This is a genomic window from Vreelandella janggokensis (genome assembly GCF_031451615.1).
Taxonomy (GTDB): Bacteria; Pseudomonadota; Gammaproteobacteria; order Pseudomonadales; family Halomonadaceae; genus Vreelandella; species Vreelandella janggokensis.
On sequence record NZ_JARWAJ010000001.1, the window covers coordinates 602,596 to 619,256 of the forward strand.

The following is a 16,661-nucleotide window of genomic DNA, read 5'->3' on the forward strand; positions in this document are numbered from 1 at the left end:
CACGATGGAGCCATGGCGCTTCGAGTGGTTCACTCGCGGATAACGTTCAAGGGGTAGCCGTTACCTTGCATGGCGTCTTCGATGCGGGTGATCACCAGCGGGCTACGCAGTCGACCCGCGCTATTGAGCGCCTGAATTTCGGCAAGCGTCAGCCAGTGGGTCGCGGTGATATCGATGTCCAGCGGTGTGGCGAGGAACGTCGTGGGCGTGGCGATGAACCCATGACTGTGAAAGGTTTTCCCCTGGGGGGTATGGAAAATATAGAGCCCCAGATAGCCGGTCAGCGTGACCTGCCAGGCGGTTTCTTCGGCGACCTCGCGTAAAATAGCGGCCATGGGGCCTTCGCCCGGCTCAATGTGTCCGGCTGGTTGGTTGAATACCGTGGCCGTGCCGCCGCGGGCTTCCTCGACCATCAGGAAACGTGCGCCCCGCTGGATGACGCAGGCGCAGGTACTGTGAAGTGTGTTCGTCATGACCGCCTGCGTCCTGAAGTGGGCCGTTTGCGCTGGCTGGACGGCTTGGGCCGGGATGTGCTTCGAGGCGCATGAAGGGTTTCCCGGCGCCACTCGCCGGGCGCCAGTTCGCCAAGCTGCCAGGCGCCAATAGCGGCGCGAATGAGGCGCAGCGTGGGGAAGCCGACATGGGCGGTCATGCGTCTTACCTGACGATTGCGGCCTTCGCTGATGGTCAGCTCCAGCCAGCTGGTGGATGGGTGACGTTTGGGATCTATGGCTGGCTCGCGCGGCGCGATGTTGGGCGTTTCCATGCGACGAACCTTGGCGGGCAGCGTGGGTCCATCTTTTAATGTCACGCCGTTTTTCAGGGCCGCTAGCGCGGCATCGTCCATGCGACCTTCGACCTGGACCCAATAGGTTTTGGGTTGTTTGTGACGCGGGTGGGCAATGCGATGGATAAGGTTGCCGTCATCGCTGAGCAGCAGCAGGCCCTCGGAGTCGTAGTCGAGCCGCCCGGCCGCGTAAACGCCGGGGACTTCGATGATATCCGCAAGAGTGGCACGGCCCTGAGGGTCGGTGAACTGGGAGAGCATGCGGTAAGGTTTATGCAATAGGTAGAGGTTGCTCATCGTGGTTTGGGCCCGGCCTTGATTTGTCGACAATCGCTCATGCGGTTAACGTTCAGCGCTGGTATACTCCTGCGTGGCCGCTGGGGTCGTCACCACCACCGATCAATCACCTTGTGAAAAAAAGGAGCCACCTAAAAGGCTCCGCACGCTTCGCGGTAGGGTTGCTTGCTTAATGAACCGCTTAGCTTACGAATTAATAATCACAGCGACAGAAAAAAGAGGTTAACGCAAAAATGTCCGATACGCCGAAGATCATTTATACGCTCACCGACGAGGCGCCTGCGCTCGCGACCTATTCGTTGTTACCGATTATTGATGCCTTTACCGACTCGGCGGGCATTATCGTTGAGACGCGCGATATCTCGCTTGCCGCGCGCATACTGTCCCAGTTTCCTGACCTGTTGAGCGAAGAGCAACGCGTCAGCGACGACCTGGCCGAGCTTGGACAGCTGGCGACCACACCTGAAGCCAATATCATCAAGCTGCCCAATATCAGCGCCTCAGGCCCGCAGTTGAAAGCCACCATCAAAGAGCTTCAAGGCCAGGGGTATCCGCTACCGAATTATCCCGACGAGCCGAAAAGCGATGAGGAAGCTTCCATCAAGGCGCGTTACGACAAGGCCAAGGGCAGTGCGGTCAACCCGGTTCTGCGTGAGGGTAACTCTGACCGCCGCGCGCCCAAGTCGGTCAAGAGCTATGCACGCAAGTATCCGCATCGCATGGGGGAGTGGAGCGCCGACTCCAAATCCCATGTGGCCCATATGAGCGAGGGCGACTTCTACGAAAGCGAGCAGTCCACGGTGATCAAGCACGCCACCAAGCTCAAGATTGACCTGGCTCAGAAAGACGGCACCCACACCGTATTGAAAGAAGGCCTGGCCGTGCAGGAAGGCGAGGTCATCGACGCGGCCTGCATGAGCAGCCGCCGTCTGCGCAACTTTATCGACAGCCAGATCAAGGACGCCAAGAAAAACGACGTGCTGTTCTCGCTGCATTTAAAAGCGACCATGATGAAGGTCTCTGACCCGATCATGTTCGGTATGGTGGTAGAAGAGTTCTATAAAGATGTCCTTGAAAAGCACGCCGAGGGCCTGACGCTTGCGGGCTTCAACCCCAACAGCGGTATTGGTGATCTTTATAGTTCAATCGAAAAGCTGCCCGGCGAACAGCAGGAGGCCATCAAGGCCGATATCGAGGCGCTTTATAAAGAGCGTCCGCCCATGGCGATGGTCAACTCGCACAAGGGCATTACGAACCTTCACGTGCCCAGCGACGTGATCATCGATGCTTCGATGCCTGCCATGATCCGTGATTCGGGCAAGATGTGGAACGCCAATGACGAGCTTCAGGATGCCAAGGCAGTGATCCCGGACCGTTGCTACGCGACCATCTATCAGGCAGTCATCGAGGATTGCAAGAAAAATGGCGCTTTCGATCCGACTACCATGGGCAGCGTGCCTAATGTTGGCCTGATGGCCCAGAAAGCTGAAGAGTACGGCTCTCACGACAAGACCTTCCAGATCCCTGCTGATGGCACCGTGGTGGTCGCTGACGAAAACGGTCACACGCTGTTCCGCCACGAGGTCGAGGCGGGTGATATCTGGCGTATGTGTCAGACCAAGGACGCGCCGATCCAGGATTGGGTCAAGCTGGCGGTCACCCGTGCCCGGGAGAGCGGTGCGCCGGCGATTTTCTGGCTCGACGGCAACCGTGCCCACGATGCTCAACTGATCGAGAAAGTCGAAACCTACCTCAAGGACCATGACACCAGTGGCCTGGATATTCGCATTCTGCCACCGGTCGAGGCGATGAAAGTATCCCTTGAGCGTATCCGTAAAGGCGAGGACACGATCTCGGTCACTGGTAACGTGCTGCGTGACTATCTGACCGACCTGTTCCCGATCATGGAGCTGGGTACCAGCGCCAAGATGCTGTCCATCGTACCGCTGATGAATGGTGGTGGACTGTTCGAAACCGGTGCGGGCGGCTCGGCACCCAAGCACGTTCAGCAGTTCCTTGAAGAGAACCACTTGCGCTGGGATTCGCTGGGCGAGTTCCTGGCCCTGGCGGCGTCGCTTGAGCACCTGGGCAGCACCTTCAGCAATGCCCGTGCCACGCTGCTGGCCAATGCCCTGGACGAGGCCAATGGCAAGTTCCTGGACAGCAACAAGTCACCGTCGCGTAAGGTGGGCGAGCTGGATAACCGCGGCAGCCACTTCTACCTGGCGCTATACTGGGCAGAGGCACTGGCCGCTCAGGATGATGATGCCGAGATGAAAACGCTGTTTGCGCGTCTGGCGGAAACGCTGAAAGCCAATGAGGCGACTATCGTCGACGAGCTCAATAGCGTTCAGGGCCAGCCAGTGGATATTGACGGCTACTTCCGCCCCAGCGGTGAGCTGGCAAGTCAGGCCATGCGTCCCAGCGAGACGCTGAACAACGCCCTGTCGATGGTCGCAGCCGACTGACGCATCAGGCCGCCGTTGCGTAAAGCCCTCGCCCGCTCGTCGGGCGGGGGTTTTTTGTCCGGCCTAGTGTGATAATTTTGATATTTCCATGAACCCTTGCTGATTGCGCACGTCTTATACATAGCACACCATGTATTTACGATGTTGCCCGTCAGCCGAGAGATGAAAAACCTTGCTGCTTATGTCCCACACTAACAGTTCATACCCGGGCGCGACTTCGCTTGAAGCGGGCATGACACGCCCCGATATGCCTGATTATGACGACGACCTGACGGTGCAGTCTGCCGAGCCTGAGTTGGCTCAGCCGCCACTTTTCAAGGTGGTGCTACATAACGACGACTTCACGCCGATGGAGTTTGTTATCGAAGTGCTGCAAGGCTTCTTTAACATGGATAGTGAAAAAGCCGTTCAGGTGATGTTGGCGGTGCACACCCAGGGCAAGGCGACCTGCGGGGTGTTCACCCGAGACATTGCTGAAACCAAAAGTTACCAAGTGAACGAATACGCCCAGGAGTGCGAGCATCCTTTAATGAGCGATATTGAAGCCGCCGATTGAGAACGTTGAAAAAAATCGGTAGGTGGGCTTGCAACTGTACGATTTGTACCCGATGTTGAAGGTGCCGGTCGATTAAACTGATCCGACGCAAGCCTAGTTGGCACTATGCCCTAGGATGTAGCGAAAAGGGGACTGCCATGCTGAGCAAAGAACTTGAACTGACCCTGAACACGGCCTTTACCGTGGCACGCTCCAAGCGCCACGAGTTCATGACCGTCGAGCATCTACTGCTGGCGCTGTTGGACAACGCCTCGGCGATGGATGTGTTGAAGGCCTGTGGGGCAAACCTCGACAAGCTGCGGTCCGATTTGCAGGACTTCATCAATTCGACCACGCCGCTGATTCCTGAAGGCCAGGGCGACCGCGAAACCCAGCCCACCTTAGGCTTTCAGCGAGTACTGCAGCGGGCCGTGTTCCACGTGCAGTCCTCCGGGAAAAGTGAAGTGACCGGTGCCAATGTGCTGGTGGCAATCTTTTCCGAGCAGGAAAGTCAGGCCGTCTACTTCCTCAAGCAGCAGAATGTGGCTCGGGTGGATGCAGTCAATTACATCGCGCATGGCATTTCGAAAGTGTCGGGTCACGGCCCCTCGCCATCGCCTTCCCAGCAGGAAGGTGAAGAGGCCGAGGAAGGCAGCACCGAAGGGGCTGCTCATCCGCTTACTGGCTACGCCACCAACCTCAACGAGCAAGCGCGTCTGGGCAAGATCGATCCCCTGATCGGCCGCGACCACGAACTCGAACGCGTGGTGCAGATTCTGGCACGGCGCCGTAAGAATAACCCGCTACTGGTAGGCGAAGCCGGCGTGGGTAAAACGGCGGTTGCCGAAGGCCTGGCCAAGCGTATCGTCGAAGAAGATGTCCCGGAAGTGATTGCTGATGCCGTGGTGTACTCGCTGGATATGGGCGCGTTGCTGGCAGGTACCAAATACCGCGGCGACTTCGAGAAGCGGCTGAAGAGCCTGCTGGCTGAGTTACGCAAACAGCCCAATGCCGTTCTGTTCATCGACGAGATCCACACCGTGATCGGCGCAGGGGCTGCGTCGGGCGGTGTGATGGATGCATCCAATCTGCTCAAGCCGTTGCTTTCCTCGGGCGAGTTGCGCTGCATTGGTTCGACCACTTTCCAGGAATACCGCGGTATCTTCGAGAAAGATCGTGCCTTGGCGCGCCGCTTCCAGAAAGTCGACGTCATGGCACCGTCGGTGGAAGACACCATCAAGATTCTGCAGGGGCTGCGGTCACGGTTCGAGGAGCACCATGCTCTCAAGTACACCGATGGGGCGCTTGAAAGCGCGGCCCGCCTGGCAGACCGTTACATCAATGATCGCTACCTTCCGGACAAGGCCATCGACGTGATTGATGAAGCCGGGGCGCACCAGCGCCTACTGCCGGAAGAGGTGCGTGTCGATACCATTGATGTGGAACAGGTTGAGGCAGTGGTTGCGTCGATTGCCCGGATTCCGCCGAAGAGCGTGTCCAGTTCGGATCGCAAGCTGCTTGAAAAGCTTGACCGCGACCTGAAAATGCTGGTGTTTGGACAGGATGAGGCCATCGATACCCTGTCCGCCGCCATCAAGCTGTCTCGCGCCGGACTGAAGTCGCCTGACAAGCCGGTAGGCAGCTTCCTGTTCGCCGGTCCGACCGGGGTGGGTAAAACCGAGGTGGCCAAGCAGCTCTCGCATATCATGGGGATCGAGCTTGTGCGCTTTGATATGTCGGAGTACATGGAACGGCACACCGTGTCCCGGCTGATCGGGGCACCCCCGGGGTATGTGGGCTACGACCAGGGTGGCCTGTTGACCGAGGCGGTGACTAAACAGCCCCACTGCGTACTGCTGCTGGATGAAATCGAGAAAGCGCACCCGGAAGTCTTCAACCTGCTGCTGCAGGTGATGGACCACGGTCGCCTGACCGATAACAACGGCCGCGAAGCCGACTTCCGCCACGTCATCCTGATCATGACCTCCAACGCCGGGGCAGAGCAGGCGGCACGGCGCTCGATCGGGTTCCAAAGCCAGGATCACTCGACCGATGCAATGGAAGTCATTCGTCGCACCTTCTCGCCAGAGTTCCGCAACCGTCTGGACGGCATCATTCAGTTCCATTCGCTGCCAACGTCAGTTGTGCGCAACGTGGTCGACAAGTTCCTGATCGAGCTGCAAGCGCAGCTGGATGAGAAGCGTGTTCAACTGGAAGTCGACGATATGGCCCGCGATTGGCTGGCGGAACTGGGGTACGACCCGGACATGGGCGCGCGCCCGATGGCACGGCTGATTCAGGAGAAACTCAAAAAGCCGCTGGCAGAGATGATCCTGTTTGGCGAGCTTGCCGATCAGGGGGGTATCGTGCACGTCAGCCTGGAAGAAGGCGAGCTGCGCTTATCCACCGAGTCGGAAATGGCCGATGCGCCCTAGCGGGCGCGCAGGTTGAGACAAACAACGCAGCGCCCTGTCATTGACGGGGCGTTGTTGTTTGGGTCGAGCGGGCATCAAAGCTGGGTGACGGGCAGGGTGCTGTGACACCTGCTGGGCGCCTTAGCGCGAACGGTAGACGATACGGCCTTTGGACAGATCGTAAGGCGTCAGCTCAACCTTGACTTTATCGCCGGTCAGGATGCGGATGTAGTTTTTACGCATTTTTCCGGAGATATGCGCTGTGACGACGTGACCGTTTTCCAGCTCAACACGGAACATGGTGTTGGGTAGGGTATCGACAATAACGCCATCCATTTCAATATGATCTTCGCGTGCCATATAGGCAATTCCTCACTTAATTTAACGTAATGGGTATGCTCAAAACGACTGGGCATTGGGCAGTGTTTTTAGCCACCACCTCGGATAGCGCTATATTGTGCCGCAAGGCTGCCGTCAAGGCAAAAAAGCGTGGCTAATTACCGAATTAATTCTCGCCATTGGCGACCATCAAGTACCTCAAGCGGCGTAAAATTCTGCTTGTAACGCATTTTTCGGCACGCTTCTATCCAGTAACCGAGGTACAGGTGGGGTAGCCCCTTGTCATGGGTCAATTCGATAAGCCGTAAAATGGCCAGGGTGCCCAGCGAGCGCTTGTCGAGGCTTTCATCGACGCTAAAGAAGGTATAGATGGCCGAGAGGCCGTGTTCAAGCTCATCGAAGGCGGCCACGCCAATCAGCCTGTCCCCCAGGTAAAGCTCCATCAATTGCGCATAGGGCTCGTCCAGGGTCAAAAACGTCCGGTACTGTTCGCGGCTGGGAGGGTACATATCGCCATCGGCGTGGCGATGATTGATATAGTCGGCGTAGAGCGCGTAGTGGCGTGTATCAAAGTACGCCGGGGTAATGTGCGTGGTGATGTCCTCATTGCGCCGGCTGATTCGCCGCTGGGTACGATTCGGTGCAAAATGCGCCACAGGCACGCGCACGGAGCGGCAGGCGTTACAGCCTTCGCAGTGCGGACGGTATAAATGGCGACCGCTGCGCCGAAACCCGAGCAATGAAAGCGAGTCGTAAACGCCAGGCATGGGCGATTCCTGAGGGTCCAGAAACAGCGTGGTGGCTTCCTGGTCGGGCAGGTAGCTACAGGCATGCGGCACTGTCAAAAAGAAGCGCAGGTCGCGAACGAGCCGACGGGGAGCGTTGCTGCTCACAATTTGCCTCCTGATGGGGTTAACGTTGTCGCCGCTAGCCTGTCAACATGGCTGGAAAACTAGCGTCCAATGGCGGCCAACCACGGAGAGGGCGGTACGACGGGCACACTCTCCGGTGAGGCTGAGAAACTAAAATCAGTCTCTGGCAACCACTTCTCAAGATAGCTGATGAATGTCGCCCGGGCGACTGTTGTTGCGCCCAGGCTTGCCAGGTGGGGCGTATGCATCTGACAGTCGATGAGCTTGCCGCCGCGTTCGCGCATGGCACTGGCGAGATGAGCCAGGGCCACCTTGGAGGCATCCGGAACCTGGGAAAACATGGACTCGCCGAAAAACATCGGGCCCATGGCAATACCGTAAAGACCACCTACCAGGCGTTGATGCTGGTGCACTTCAATGCTGTGGGCGATGCCATTGGCCTGAAGCTGACAGTAGGCATGAACCATGTCATCGGTGATCCAGGTGCCCGGTTCGTCGCCCCTGGGGGCGGCACAGGCGTCGATCACCTGCTCGAAATGTTGATCGACGGTAATCTCAAAGCCCGCATTACGCAGCTTTTTTGTTAAGCTGCGGCGCTGCTTAAAGTGTTCCGGTAGGAGTATCATGCGGGGATCGGGGCTCCACCACAGGATGGGGTCGTTGTCGCTGAACCAGGGGAAGATGCCGCGCCGATAGGCCTCCACCAGCCAGCCGGGGGTTAATTCGCCGCCTGCCGCGAGCAGGCCGTTAGGCGAGTCCAACGCCGAGGTGACGGCAGGGAAGTGAGGCATTGGCGAAGATAGCCAAGGTAACATTGAGTGCTCCGGTCGGTAACGACAGTAACAAGTCCGCATCGAGAGGCCCTGTGACGGCAGCAGGATGCTCGGTATGATACAAACTCGCAAGTGGATTAACGGCGCCAATGGGTGCAAAAGGGAGAGTCGCTTGAAAGTGAATAAAGCGGTCGACAAGCGAACACAGCGTAACACGCGCCAAAGTGGGTCTTCTGCGCGGGTTAATGCCGCCAAGGACAAAGCGCGTCGGTTTGGGTTACGCCTGCAAGGGGCTGCGCGGGATGGCGTGGTCGTGGCGTTGTTGGCGGTATGTACGTTTTTATTACTGGCACTGTTTAGCTATTCGTCATCGGATCCTGGCTGGTTGTCCGAGGGTCCGGAAACCGCCGTCAGCAACTGGATGGGCCCGGTAGGCGCATGGCTTGCCGATGTGCTCTATTCGCTGCTGGGTGCCAGCGCCCTTTGGTGGCCTGGCATGGTGGGCTATCTGGCCTGGTGGCTGGTGCGTTCCCGACAGGTGCGCTTCGAGCTGGACCCGGTTGCCGTGGCGGTGCGCGCCGGTGGCCTGATGCTGTTGATGTTCGGCACCACCATGCTTGGTGCTCTGCATTTTTATAACCCTGAAAGCCCGCTGCCTTATGCCTCGGGGGGAATTCTTGGTGAAGGCCTGGTCGGCGCATTACGCCCGCTGGTTAGCAGTGGCGGCGTGGGGCTGATTGCCGCCGCGCTTATCTTGAGTGGTTTTCCGCTCTTCAGTGGGATGTCGTGGCTACAGGTTGCCGACGAAGTGGGCCGGCGTCTCTGCCGCCTGGGGGGCTGGTGGTCAGCACGCCGTCAGGCGCGTCGAGAGGCCCGGCGTGCCCGCGCCAAGCAGCGCGCAGCAGCGCGGCCCGCGGCGGAGCCCGCGCAGCGCTCGCCATTGGCAGAGCAGGATACTGAGAGCAGCGTCGGTAAGAAACGCCGTGAGCCCGCCGTATCCGCGCCTTCGGCGGAAGACGACTCAACGGAACGTGATAACGTGACGGATACGTCGATTCCCTGGACCGCCGCTGCGCGAACGCCGTCTGCCACGGCTTTCAAGGCGGAACCCCAACCACGGTCAGCGACTGAAGAGAGCTCAACTGATAGCGCTACACAGACGCCCATGAAGCCTGAAACCGCTGCGACGGCACCCTCGCTGAGTGAGACGCCGACCGTTGAGTCTTCGGCTGATCGCCAGGGGAGCCACCTGGACGAACCATTGACGCCGTCCTCCAGTGAGGACGAGGCCAGCGAGTCGTTTCCGTTGCACGCCTCGCGCCGCGATGCTGAGGCTGAACCGTCATCTAACTCGCCGCTGTCAGCCGCCGATGACGAACCCGCGTCGCCACCATTGGCGGGCGCCCCGGCATCCGAACAGCCTCGGCCGCTGACAGCCGAACGGACCAAAGAGCGCGTGCCTGAAGTCGTGCCCGAGCCGGTTTGGGACGATGATGATGAAGAGCTCGCGTCACAACCAACGGTATCGACACCAGCCCCTGCGCGTAGTGAGCCGACCTTCAGCCCGGACGACGCCGCCGAGGCAGAGGAATCCGATAATGGGCCGACGCTGTGGACCGTTGAGCATCTGCAGAACCAGCGTCCCAGCTTCGATCATATCCCTGACCCTGAAGGTGATGTGCCGAGCTTGCGCCTGCTGACGCCGGCGGAGCCTCACCAGCCCAACTACACCGACCAGCAGCTCGCCGATATGGCCGAGCTTCTGGAAGTGCGGCTGCGCGAGTATGGTGTGAAGGCCGAGGTGGTCGATACTTGGCCGGGGCCGGTGATTACGCGCTTTGAAATCAAGCCGGCTGCCGGTGTGAAAGTTTCCAAGATCAGCAATCTGGCCAAGGATTTGGCGCGTTCGTTGATGGTCAAGAGCGTTCGCGTGGTCGAGGTGATTCCCGGGCGCCCGACGGTGGGTATCGAGATTCCCAACCCTCACCGGGCAATGATCCGGCTCCGCGAGGTGATCGATTCCGACCGTTATCAACAGGAAAAATCACCGCTGACCATGGCCTTGGGGCAGGATATCGGCGGTGGCCCTGTCGTGGCCAACCTTGGCAAAATGCCACATTTGCTGGTGGCCGGTACGACCGGGTCGGGCAAATCGGTGGGCGTCAACGCGATGCTGATTTCGATGCTGCTCAAGGCCACGCCGGATGAGCTGAAACTGATCATGGTCGACCCCAAGATGCTGGAGCTATCGGTCTACGATGGTATTCCTCACTTGCTGGCGCCGGTGGTCACCGACATGAAAGAAGCGGCCAATAGCCTGCGCTGGTGCGTAGCCGAAATGGAGCGCCGCTATAAGCTGATGGCGGCCATGGGGGTGCGTAATATCGCGGGCTTCAACGCCCGTCTGGACGAAGCCGAGCGCGCTGGTGCCCAGGTGGCGGATCCGCTTTGGGAGCCGCAACCCTGGGAAATGCACCAGACGCCGCCGATACTTGAGAAGCTGCCCTACATCGTGGTGGTGATCGACGAATTTGCTGACATGTTCATGATTGTGGGCAAAAAAGTCGAAGAGCTCATCGCCCGTCTGGCGCAGAAAGCCCGCGCGGCGGGCATCCATCTGATACTCGCCACCCAGCGCCCGTCAGTGGACGTGGTCACAGGTCTGATCAAGGCCAATATCCCCTCGCGGATGGCCTTCCAGGTCTCGTCGCGGATCGATTCACGCACCATCCTGGACCAGGGCGGCGCGGAGAGCCTGCTGGGGCATGGCGACATGCTCTACCTGCCTGCCGGGTCAGGCCCGCCCAATCGCATCCACGGGGCCTTTGTCGACGACGATGAAGTTCATCGCGTCGTCGAGGATTTGAAACGCCGCGGTGAGCCTGAGTATATCGAGGAGATCCTGTCGGGCGGCGTATCAGCGGATGCATTGACCGGCCTGGAAGCCGAGGGTGGCGACAGCGACGATGCCGAGCAGGATGCGCTGTACGATGAAGCCGTGCAGTTCGTGACGCAAACGCGCAAAGCGTCGATTTCTGCCGTGCAGCGGCGCTTTAAAATTGGCTATAACCGTGCGGCCCGCCTGGTGGAAGCCATGGAGGGCGCGGGCGTGGTGTCGTCGATGGGTACCAACGGTGCCCGCGAAGTCCTGGCGCCGCCACCGGTGGGCCAGTAGCCCGCACGTCAAACGTGCAATAAGCGTGAAAGTCCGGCGAGCGGTGAAACTTGGGCGCCGGACGAGCGTCTTAATGGCTAATCGAGTGGTTCGGCTGATCCACTGTTATGTTTATCTGGCAAGGTTGCCTAGGGAGATCGCATGCGCGATACGCAAACTCGACGTCCTTCATCGTTAGCACTGGCTGCCAGCGCGCTGGGGTTAACACTTACAGCGCCGTTGGCCTTGGCCAATGAGGCGGCAGAGCGATTGACTGAACGCCTCGACCCGCTGCAAAGCTATCAGGCTTCGTTCGAGCAACGGATTCTTGATGGCAGCGGCGAGCGGTTACAGGACGCGCGGGGCGAAATGTGGTTGTCCCGCCCCGGCCTGTTGCGCTGGGAAGTCGAAGCCCCTTATACGCAAACCGTGGTATCCGACGGTGACGATGTCTATCTCTACGACCCTGACCTTGAACAAGTGACCGTTCAGGCACTGGATGAGCGCGTTACCCACACACCCGCGCTGTTGCTTTCAGGCCAGGTCAGTGAGCTGACGGAAAGCTACGATGTCGAATATGAACAAGACAGCGGCGATGACGTCTTTACCCTGGTGCCTACCTCGGTAGACACCTTGTTCGAGCAGCTACAGATGGTCTTTGACGGTGATATGCTCACCGAGCTGTGGATGACCGACAGCACCGGCCAGCGCACGTCGATTACCTTCAGCAACGCCGAGCGCAATGGCTATATCGATGACGAGCGTTTCGAATTCGACATCCCTGACGGCATTGATGTGATCCGCGAAGACCAGCGCTAGCCTCCATTGACTTCTGAATAGAGGCCGATCAGGCATCCGGTGCCTGATCGGCCTCTTTGTCTTGTGCGTCGCGCCAGGCCATGATCTCGGCAAAGCGCTTTTCCTGGCCGAATCCGCTGGGTTGGTAAAACGTCTGTCTGGGTAGCTCGTCCGGCCAGCAGTCGTGAGCACTGCCGGCCGGGTAGCCGTCTTTTTCATTGTGAGCGTAACGGTAGCCTTTGCCATGGCCGAGCTGCTCCATCAGCTTGGTGGGCGCGTTTCGCAGGTAGGTCGGCACCTCAACTTGGGGCTGTTGGCGGACGAACTGCTGGGCTTTGTTCCAGGCCTGGTCAATGCGATTGCTTTTGGGTGCCACCGCGAGGTGTATGGCCGCGTGGGCGATCGCCCGCTGGCCTTCGTAGTCGCCCAGGCGTAGATAAGCATCCCAGGCGGCGATAACCAGTGGCAGCGCGCGAGGGTCGGCGTTGCCCACGTCCTCAGAGGCAATGGCGCTGAGCCTTCTCACCACATCAAGTGGATCGCCGCCGCCCTGAATGAAGCGCGCCATATACAGCAGAGCAGCATCGGGCCGCGATGAGCGCACCGATTTGTGGATCGCCGAGAGCAGGTCATAATAGGCGTCGCCCTGCTTGTCGAAGGCGCTGGCCTGATGGCCAATCACATCATTGAGTACACTCTCGGGAAGCCTTTCGCGGCCTGCCTCGTGCAGGGTGAAGTCGCAGGCGGTTTCCAGTAGGCCTAATGCGCGGCGGGCATCCCCGGCGCTGGCGTGGGCCAGGGCGGTCAAGACTGAAGGTTCCACCTCGATGGCGCGCTTACCCAACCCGCGCTCGGGGTCCTCCAGCGCCTGGCGCATCACGCTGATCAACTCGTCTTGGGTAAGCGATTTCAAGACGTAAACCCGTGCCCGGGAGAGCAGTGCCGAGTTGACTTCAAAGGACGGGTTTTCGGTCGTTGCACCAATCAGGGTCAAAAGCCCGGACTCCACGTGGGGAAGCAGGGCATCCTGCTGACTCTTGTTCAATCGGTGAATTTCATCTAAAAATAAAATCGTCGGTGAGTTGATCTGTTGGGCGCGATCGACAACCAGACGAATATCCTTCACACCTGCCATGACAGCGCTGAGCTGCTCAAGATGGGCATTTGACGCATGCGCGAGCAGTTCCGCCAGCGTGGTTTTTCCGACCCCCGGCGGTCCCCAAAGAATCATCGAGCGGACAACCCCCGACTCTGCCATGCGTCGAAGCGGTTTATCCGGGCCGACGAGGGCTTGCTGGCCGATAAAGTCTTTAAGCAGGCGCGGCCGCATCCGGTAGGCTAATGGGGCATCGTCGGCTGGGGTTTCGCGGCTGAAAAGATCCATGGAAGCTCCGTTTATCGCTGACCCATCTGTTGGGTTTGTTATCTTAAGGTGTATGGTAAAGCATGTCTGCTCAGACTACCTTTGGCGTAAGACGATAAAGGAGACGGCCCAATGTTAAACCAACTGCGTTCGGATCATGCCAACATGGCAAGGATGCTGCACGTCCTGCAGCTCAAGCAAAAGACGCTGGCTCAGGGCGAACGTCCCAACTTTCAACTCATGCGCGAGGTGGTGGATTACATCTTGTCCTATATGGACGGCTTTGCCGTGCCGTTGGAGCGGATCTGCGTCGAACGCCTGGGTAAGGTGGCGCCCGAATACTCGTCCCTCACCGAGAAAATGGCCGAGGATTATCGGCAACTGACGCCTCGTCTGCAGCAGCTATCCAATGATATCGATATGATTCTGATGGATAACGTGCTGCCGATGGATAGGTTTGCCGACGATTTGAAAGCCTACCTGGACGCCCATCGGGCCTACTTGCGTCACGAGCGTGAGGAGCTGTTTCCGTTAATCGACAAGCACTTCAGCGAAGATGACATGGAAGCGTTGCGCCAGTCGTTGCCGGCTGAGGCTCAACAATCGCTTGAGCGTCTGCAGCTGGCGTACCCGGAACTTTATGCCGAGCTGCGCGGCGCCGATGTGCCCAACGTGTAAGTTTGTCTATTGACCGGGCTGACGATGGCTTATCAGCTACCGCGTGCGTGTTAAACTAGGCGCCTTGATGAAACGCAGACTGGGTCAATAGGCAGGGGCGATAGTGGGCATAAGCATCGGCTGTAGCGTGAAAGGATGAGCCAGGGGCCTGTTCTTATATTTGATTCCGGCGTGGGCGGGCTTTCGGTAGCGGCAGCGCTACGACAGCACTACCCCCACGCCGGTTTTTGTTATGCCTGCGACAACGCATGGCTGCCTTATGGCCTGCGTGACGACGCCACGCTTGCCGACCGCATTGTGGCCGTTTGCCTGGCGGCCGTGGCGGCCTGCCAGCCCAGCGTACTGGTCGTCGCCTGCAATACCGCCAGCACCCTGGCCCTTGAAAGGCTGCGCTGGCATTTGACGATTCCCGTAGTGGGTACGGTACCGGCGATCAAGCCGGCGGCGGCGCTCAGCCAGACCCGCCATATCGCGCTGCTGGCCACCAGGGCCACCGTCGGTCGTCCCTACACCCAGGCATTGATCGACCGCTTTGCCAGCGACTGCGTGGTGACCAGGGTCGCAGCAGATGCTCTGGTGAGCGAAGCCGAAGCTTGGCTGGCAGGTCATCCCCCCGATGAAGCGCGCCTCCAAGCAGCGATGGCGCCGCTCTGGCAGGCCGCTCAGCCAGATTTCACCGCGCCCGTCCCGCCTACGTCTGGGCCGCATGCCCCCGCGTTGGATACGATTGTGCTGGGCTGCACGCATTTCCCTCTCTTGAAACCCTGGTTGGTCGAGCTTGCCCCTGTGCCGCTCAACTGGGTCGATTCCGGCGATGCCATCGCCCGGCGCGTCGGCCAGGTGGCGGGGACGCTGTTAACGAGTGCGGCGGACGGACGTTGCTTTACCACGGCTCCGGCCCCGCATTTAACGGATGGTCTGTCACGCTATGGTTTTCACCCCGCGCAGCCCTTAACCCTTGCGCCTTGATGTTCACAAATATTGTTTACGAATATAAAAAGGAGCCGCTTTGGCTATTCCCGACGTTGACCCCGAACGCTATGCCGAGCAACTCGCCGACAAGCAGGCCTATGTCGAACGCCTTTTTGCGTCCTTCGAGCCGCCGACCCTGGAGGTGTTTGCCTCGCCGCCCAGCCACTATCGCCAGCGCTGTGAGTTTCGTATCTGGCATGAGGGCGATGATCTTTTCTACGCCATGTTCGAAGTCACCCCGGGGAATCCCAAGAGCAAGCGCGTTATCCGGCTCGATCAGTTCCCGGTGGCCAGCGAGGCGATCAACCGGTTGATGCCGCGGTTACGCGACGCCTTTCTGGCAAGCGATGAGCTGCGCCGTCGACTGTTCCAGGTCGAGTTTTTAACCACACTCTCCGGCGAGGCGCTGGTGACGCTGATCTATCACCGTCCGCTGGGCGATGACTGGGAAGCCGAGGCACGCGCGTTAGAGGCAGAACTGGGCATCATGATCATTGGTCGTTCGCGCAAGCAACGCCTTGTGCTTACCCAGGATCACGTCTGGGAGCGCCTGGAAGTGAAGGGCCGCACGCTGCATTACCAGCAGGTCGAGAACAGCTTTACCCAACCCAATGCGCATATCTGCCAGGCGATGCTGGGATGGGCCTGCGACGTGACAGCGGGGCGCGAGCAAGAGGATTTAGTCGAGCTATACTGCGGTAACGGTAACTTTACCATTGCCCTGGCAAAGAACTTCCGCCGCGTGCTGGCCACCGAAATCTCGCGCACCTCGGTGGCCAGTGCCAACGTCAATCTGGCTGCCAATGGCGTGACCAATGCTCAGGTGACGCGGATGTCGGCTGAAGATTTCGCCCTGGCACTGAAAGGTGACAAAAGCGGCCGACGTGTAGCGGAAATGGCGCTAGACACATATGACTTCTCGACGGTGTTGGTGGACCCGCCACGGGCCGGGCTTGATGAGCAAAGTTGCCAGCAGATCAGCGAATACGCCCAAATCGTCTATATTTCATGCAACCCGGTAACACTTGCTGACAACCTGGCTCAGCTTATGCAAACCCACAAGATTGAACGCTTTGCGTTGTTTGACCAGTTTCCGTTTACCGACCATTGTGAATGTGGGGTATGGCTTACGCGGCGCTCATCACCATGATGATACCCATGCTGGTGATGCGTAAGTGGTATGCGCTATGAGCAACCGTGTAGGTGACTAG

At 59.1% G+C, this 16,661-nt stretch carries 14 protein-coding genes; 8 read left to right on the top strand and 6 right to left on the bottom strand.

The window, feature by feature from the left end:
* Nucleotides 1–29: 29 nt before the first annotated feature.
* A complete protein-coding gene (locus tag QC816_RS02790) occupies nt 30–473 on the bottom strand; it encodes an NUDIX domain-containing protein (protein WP_085917760.1) in 444 nt (147 codons plus the stop codon).
* Nucleotides 470–1,084 carry a pseudouridine synthase gene (locus tag QC816_RS02795; RefSeq protein WP_199283676.1) on the bottom strand — a complete coding sequence of 205 codons (615 nt, stop codon included), beginning with the start codon at nt 1,082–1,084 and terminating at the stop codon, nt 470–472. Before QC816_RS02795 ends, QC816_RS02790 begins: the two co-directional genes overlap by 4 nt.
* A gap of 233 nt (nt 1,085–1,317) precedes the next feature.
* On the opposite strand from QC816_RS02795, the gene QC816_RS02800 reads away from it, so the two are divergent.
* The 3 genes from QC816_RS02800 to clpA all read left to right on the top strand — a co-directional run bounded on the left by QC816_RS02800 (nt 1,318) and on the right by clpA (nt 6,522).
* Nucleotides 1,318–3,552, top strand: a complete 2,235-nt coding sequence (locus QC816_RS02800; protein ID WP_309780887.1) for an NADP-dependent isocitrate dehydrogenase — start codon at nt 1,318–1,320, stop codon at nt 3,550–3,552.
* Between the two features lie 247 nt (nt 3,553–3,799).
* A complete protein-coding gene (gene clpS, locus QC816_RS02805; protein WP_085917897.1) occupies nt 3,800–4,108 on the top strand; it encodes an ATP-dependent Clp protease adapter ClpS in 309 nt (102 codons plus the stop codon).
* Nucleotides 4,109–4,245: 137 nt separating this feature from the next.
* Nucleotides 4,246–6,522 carry an ATP-dependent Clp protease ATP-binding subunit ClpA gene (clpA, locus tag QC816_RS02810; RefSeq protein ID WP_085917762.1) on the top strand — a complete coding sequence of 759 codons (2,277 nt, stop codon included), beginning with the start codon at nt 4,246–4,248 and terminating at the stop codon, nt 6,520–6,522.
* 120 nt (nt 6,523–6,642) lie between these two features.
* Here the strand turns inward: clpA and infA are convergent, their stop codons facing one another.
* The 3 genes from infA to aat form a co-directional block, all read right to left on the bottom strand.
* Nucleotides 6,643–6,861, bottom strand: coding sequence for a translation initiation factor IF-1 (gene infA / locus QC816_RS02815; protein WP_066318014.1), 219 nt, complete (start codon nt 6,859–6,861; stop codon nt 6,643–6,645).
* A gap of 137 nt (nt 6,862–6,998) precedes the next feature.
* Nucleotides 6,999–7,733: an arginyltransferase gene (locus tag QC816_RS02820; RefSeq protein WP_199283674.1), complete on the bottom strand. Its 735-nt coding sequence runs from the start codon at nt 7,731–7,733 to the stop codon at nt 6,999–7,001.
* A 59-nt stretch (nt 7,734–7,792) separates the two neighbouring features.
* Nucleotides 7,793–8,527: a leucyl/phenylalanyl-tRNA--protein transferase gene (aat, locus tag QC816_RS02825; RefSeq protein WP_199283673.1), complete on the bottom strand. Its 735-nt coding sequence runs from the start codon at nt 8,525–8,527 to the stop codon at nt 7,793–7,795.
* 130 nt (nt 8,528–8,657) lie between these two features.
* On the opposite strand from aat, the gene QC816_RS02830 reads away from it, so the two are divergent.
* A complete protein-coding gene (locus QC816_RS02830) occupies nt 8,658–11,660 on the top strand; it encodes a DNA translocase FtsK (RefSeq protein WP_309780889.1) in 3,003 nt (1,000 codons plus the stop codon).
* A 141-nt stretch (nt 11,661–11,801) separates the two neighbouring features.
* Nucleotides 11,802–12,458, top strand: coding sequence for an outer membrane lipoprotein periplasmic chaperone LolA (gene lolA / locus QC816_RS02835; protein WP_199283671.1), 657 nt, complete (start codon nt 11,802–11,804; stop codon nt 12,456–12,458).
* Between the two features lie 28 nt (nt 12,459–12,486).
* Here lolA and QC816_RS02840 read toward each other — a convergent pair whose 3' ends face one another.
* Nucleotides 12,487–13,821, bottom strand: coding sequence for a replication-associated recombination protein A (locus tag QC816_RS02840; RefSeq protein ID WP_085917767.1), 1,335 nt, complete (start codon nt 13,819–13,821; stop codon nt 12,487–12,489).
* A 111-nt stretch (nt 13,822–13,932) separates the two neighbouring features.
* Here QC816_RS02840 and QC816_RS02845 point away from each other — a divergent pair, with 111 nt between their 5' ends.
* From QC816_RS02845 to trmA, 3 genes are all read left to right on the top strand, one after another.
* Nucleotides 13,933–14,478: a hemerythrin domain-containing protein gene (locus QC816_RS02845; RefSeq protein ID WP_066318002.1), complete on the top strand. Its 546-nt coding sequence runs from the start codon at nt 13,933–13,935 to the stop codon at nt 14,476–14,478.
* 135 nt (nt 14,479–14,613) lie between these two features.
* Nucleotides 14,614–15,447, top strand: coding sequence for a glutamate racemase (locus QC816_RS02850; RefSeq protein ID WP_309780890.1), 834 nt, complete (start codon nt 14,614–14,616; stop codon nt 15,445–15,447).
* A gap of 40 nt (nt 15,448–15,487) precedes the next feature.
* Nucleotides 15,488–16,600 (top strand): tRNA (uridine(54)-C5)-methyltransferase TrmA, encoded by a 1,113-nt coding sequence (trmA, locus tag QC816_RS02855; RefSeq protein WP_309780891.1) that lies wholly within the window; start codon nt 15,488–15,490, stop codon nt 16,598–16,600.
* Nucleotides 16,601–16,661: the final 61 nt, after the last annotated feature.

What these genes read in the sequence shown, in the direction of transcription:
- QC816_RS02790 (WP_085917760.1), bottom strand. Translation starts at nt 473, where the DNA reads ATGACGAACACACTTCACAGTACCTGCGCCTGCGTCATCCAGCGGGGC.
- QC816_RS02795 (WP_199283676.1), bottom strand. Translation starts at nt 1,084, where the DNA reads ATGAGCAACCTCTACCTATTGCATAAACCTTACCGCATGCTCTCCCAG.
- QC816_RS02800 (WP_309780887.1), top strand. Translation starts at nt 1,318, where the DNA reads ATGTCCGATACGCCGAAGATCATTTATACGCTCACCGACGAGGCGCCT.
- clpS (WP_085917897.1), top strand. Translation starts at nt 3,800, where the DNA reads ATGCCTGATTATGACGACGACCTGACGGTGCAGTCTGCCGAGCCTGAG.
- clpA (WP_085917762.1), top strand. Translation starts at nt 4,246, where the DNA reads ATGCTGAGCAAAGAACTTGAACTGACCCTGAACACGGCCTTTACCGTG.
- infA (WP_066318014.1), bottom strand. Translation starts at nt 6,861, where the DNA reads ATGGCACGCGAAGATCATATTGAAATGGATGGCGTTATTGTCGATACC.
- aat (WP_199283673.1), bottom strand. Translation starts at nt 8,527, where the DNA reads ATGTTACCTTGGCTATCTTCGCCAATGCCTCACTTCCCTGCCGTCACC.
- lolA (WP_199283671.1), top strand. Translation starts at nt 11,802, where the DNA reads ATGCGCGATACGCAAACTCGACGTCCTTCATCGTTAGCACTGGCTGCC.
- QC816_RS02840 (WP_085917767.1), bottom strand. Translation starts at nt 13,821, where the DNA reads ATGGATCTTTTCAGCCGCGAAACCCCAGCCGACGATGCCCCATTAGCC.
- QC816_RS02845 (WP_066318002.1), top strand. Translation starts at nt 13,933, where the DNA reads ATGTTAAACCAACTGCGTTCGGATCATGCCAACATGGCAAGGATGCTG.
- QC816_RS02850 (WP_309780890.1), top strand. Translation starts at nt 14,614, where the DNA reads ATGAGCCAGGGGCCTGTTCTTATATTTGATTCCGGCGTGGGCGGGCTT.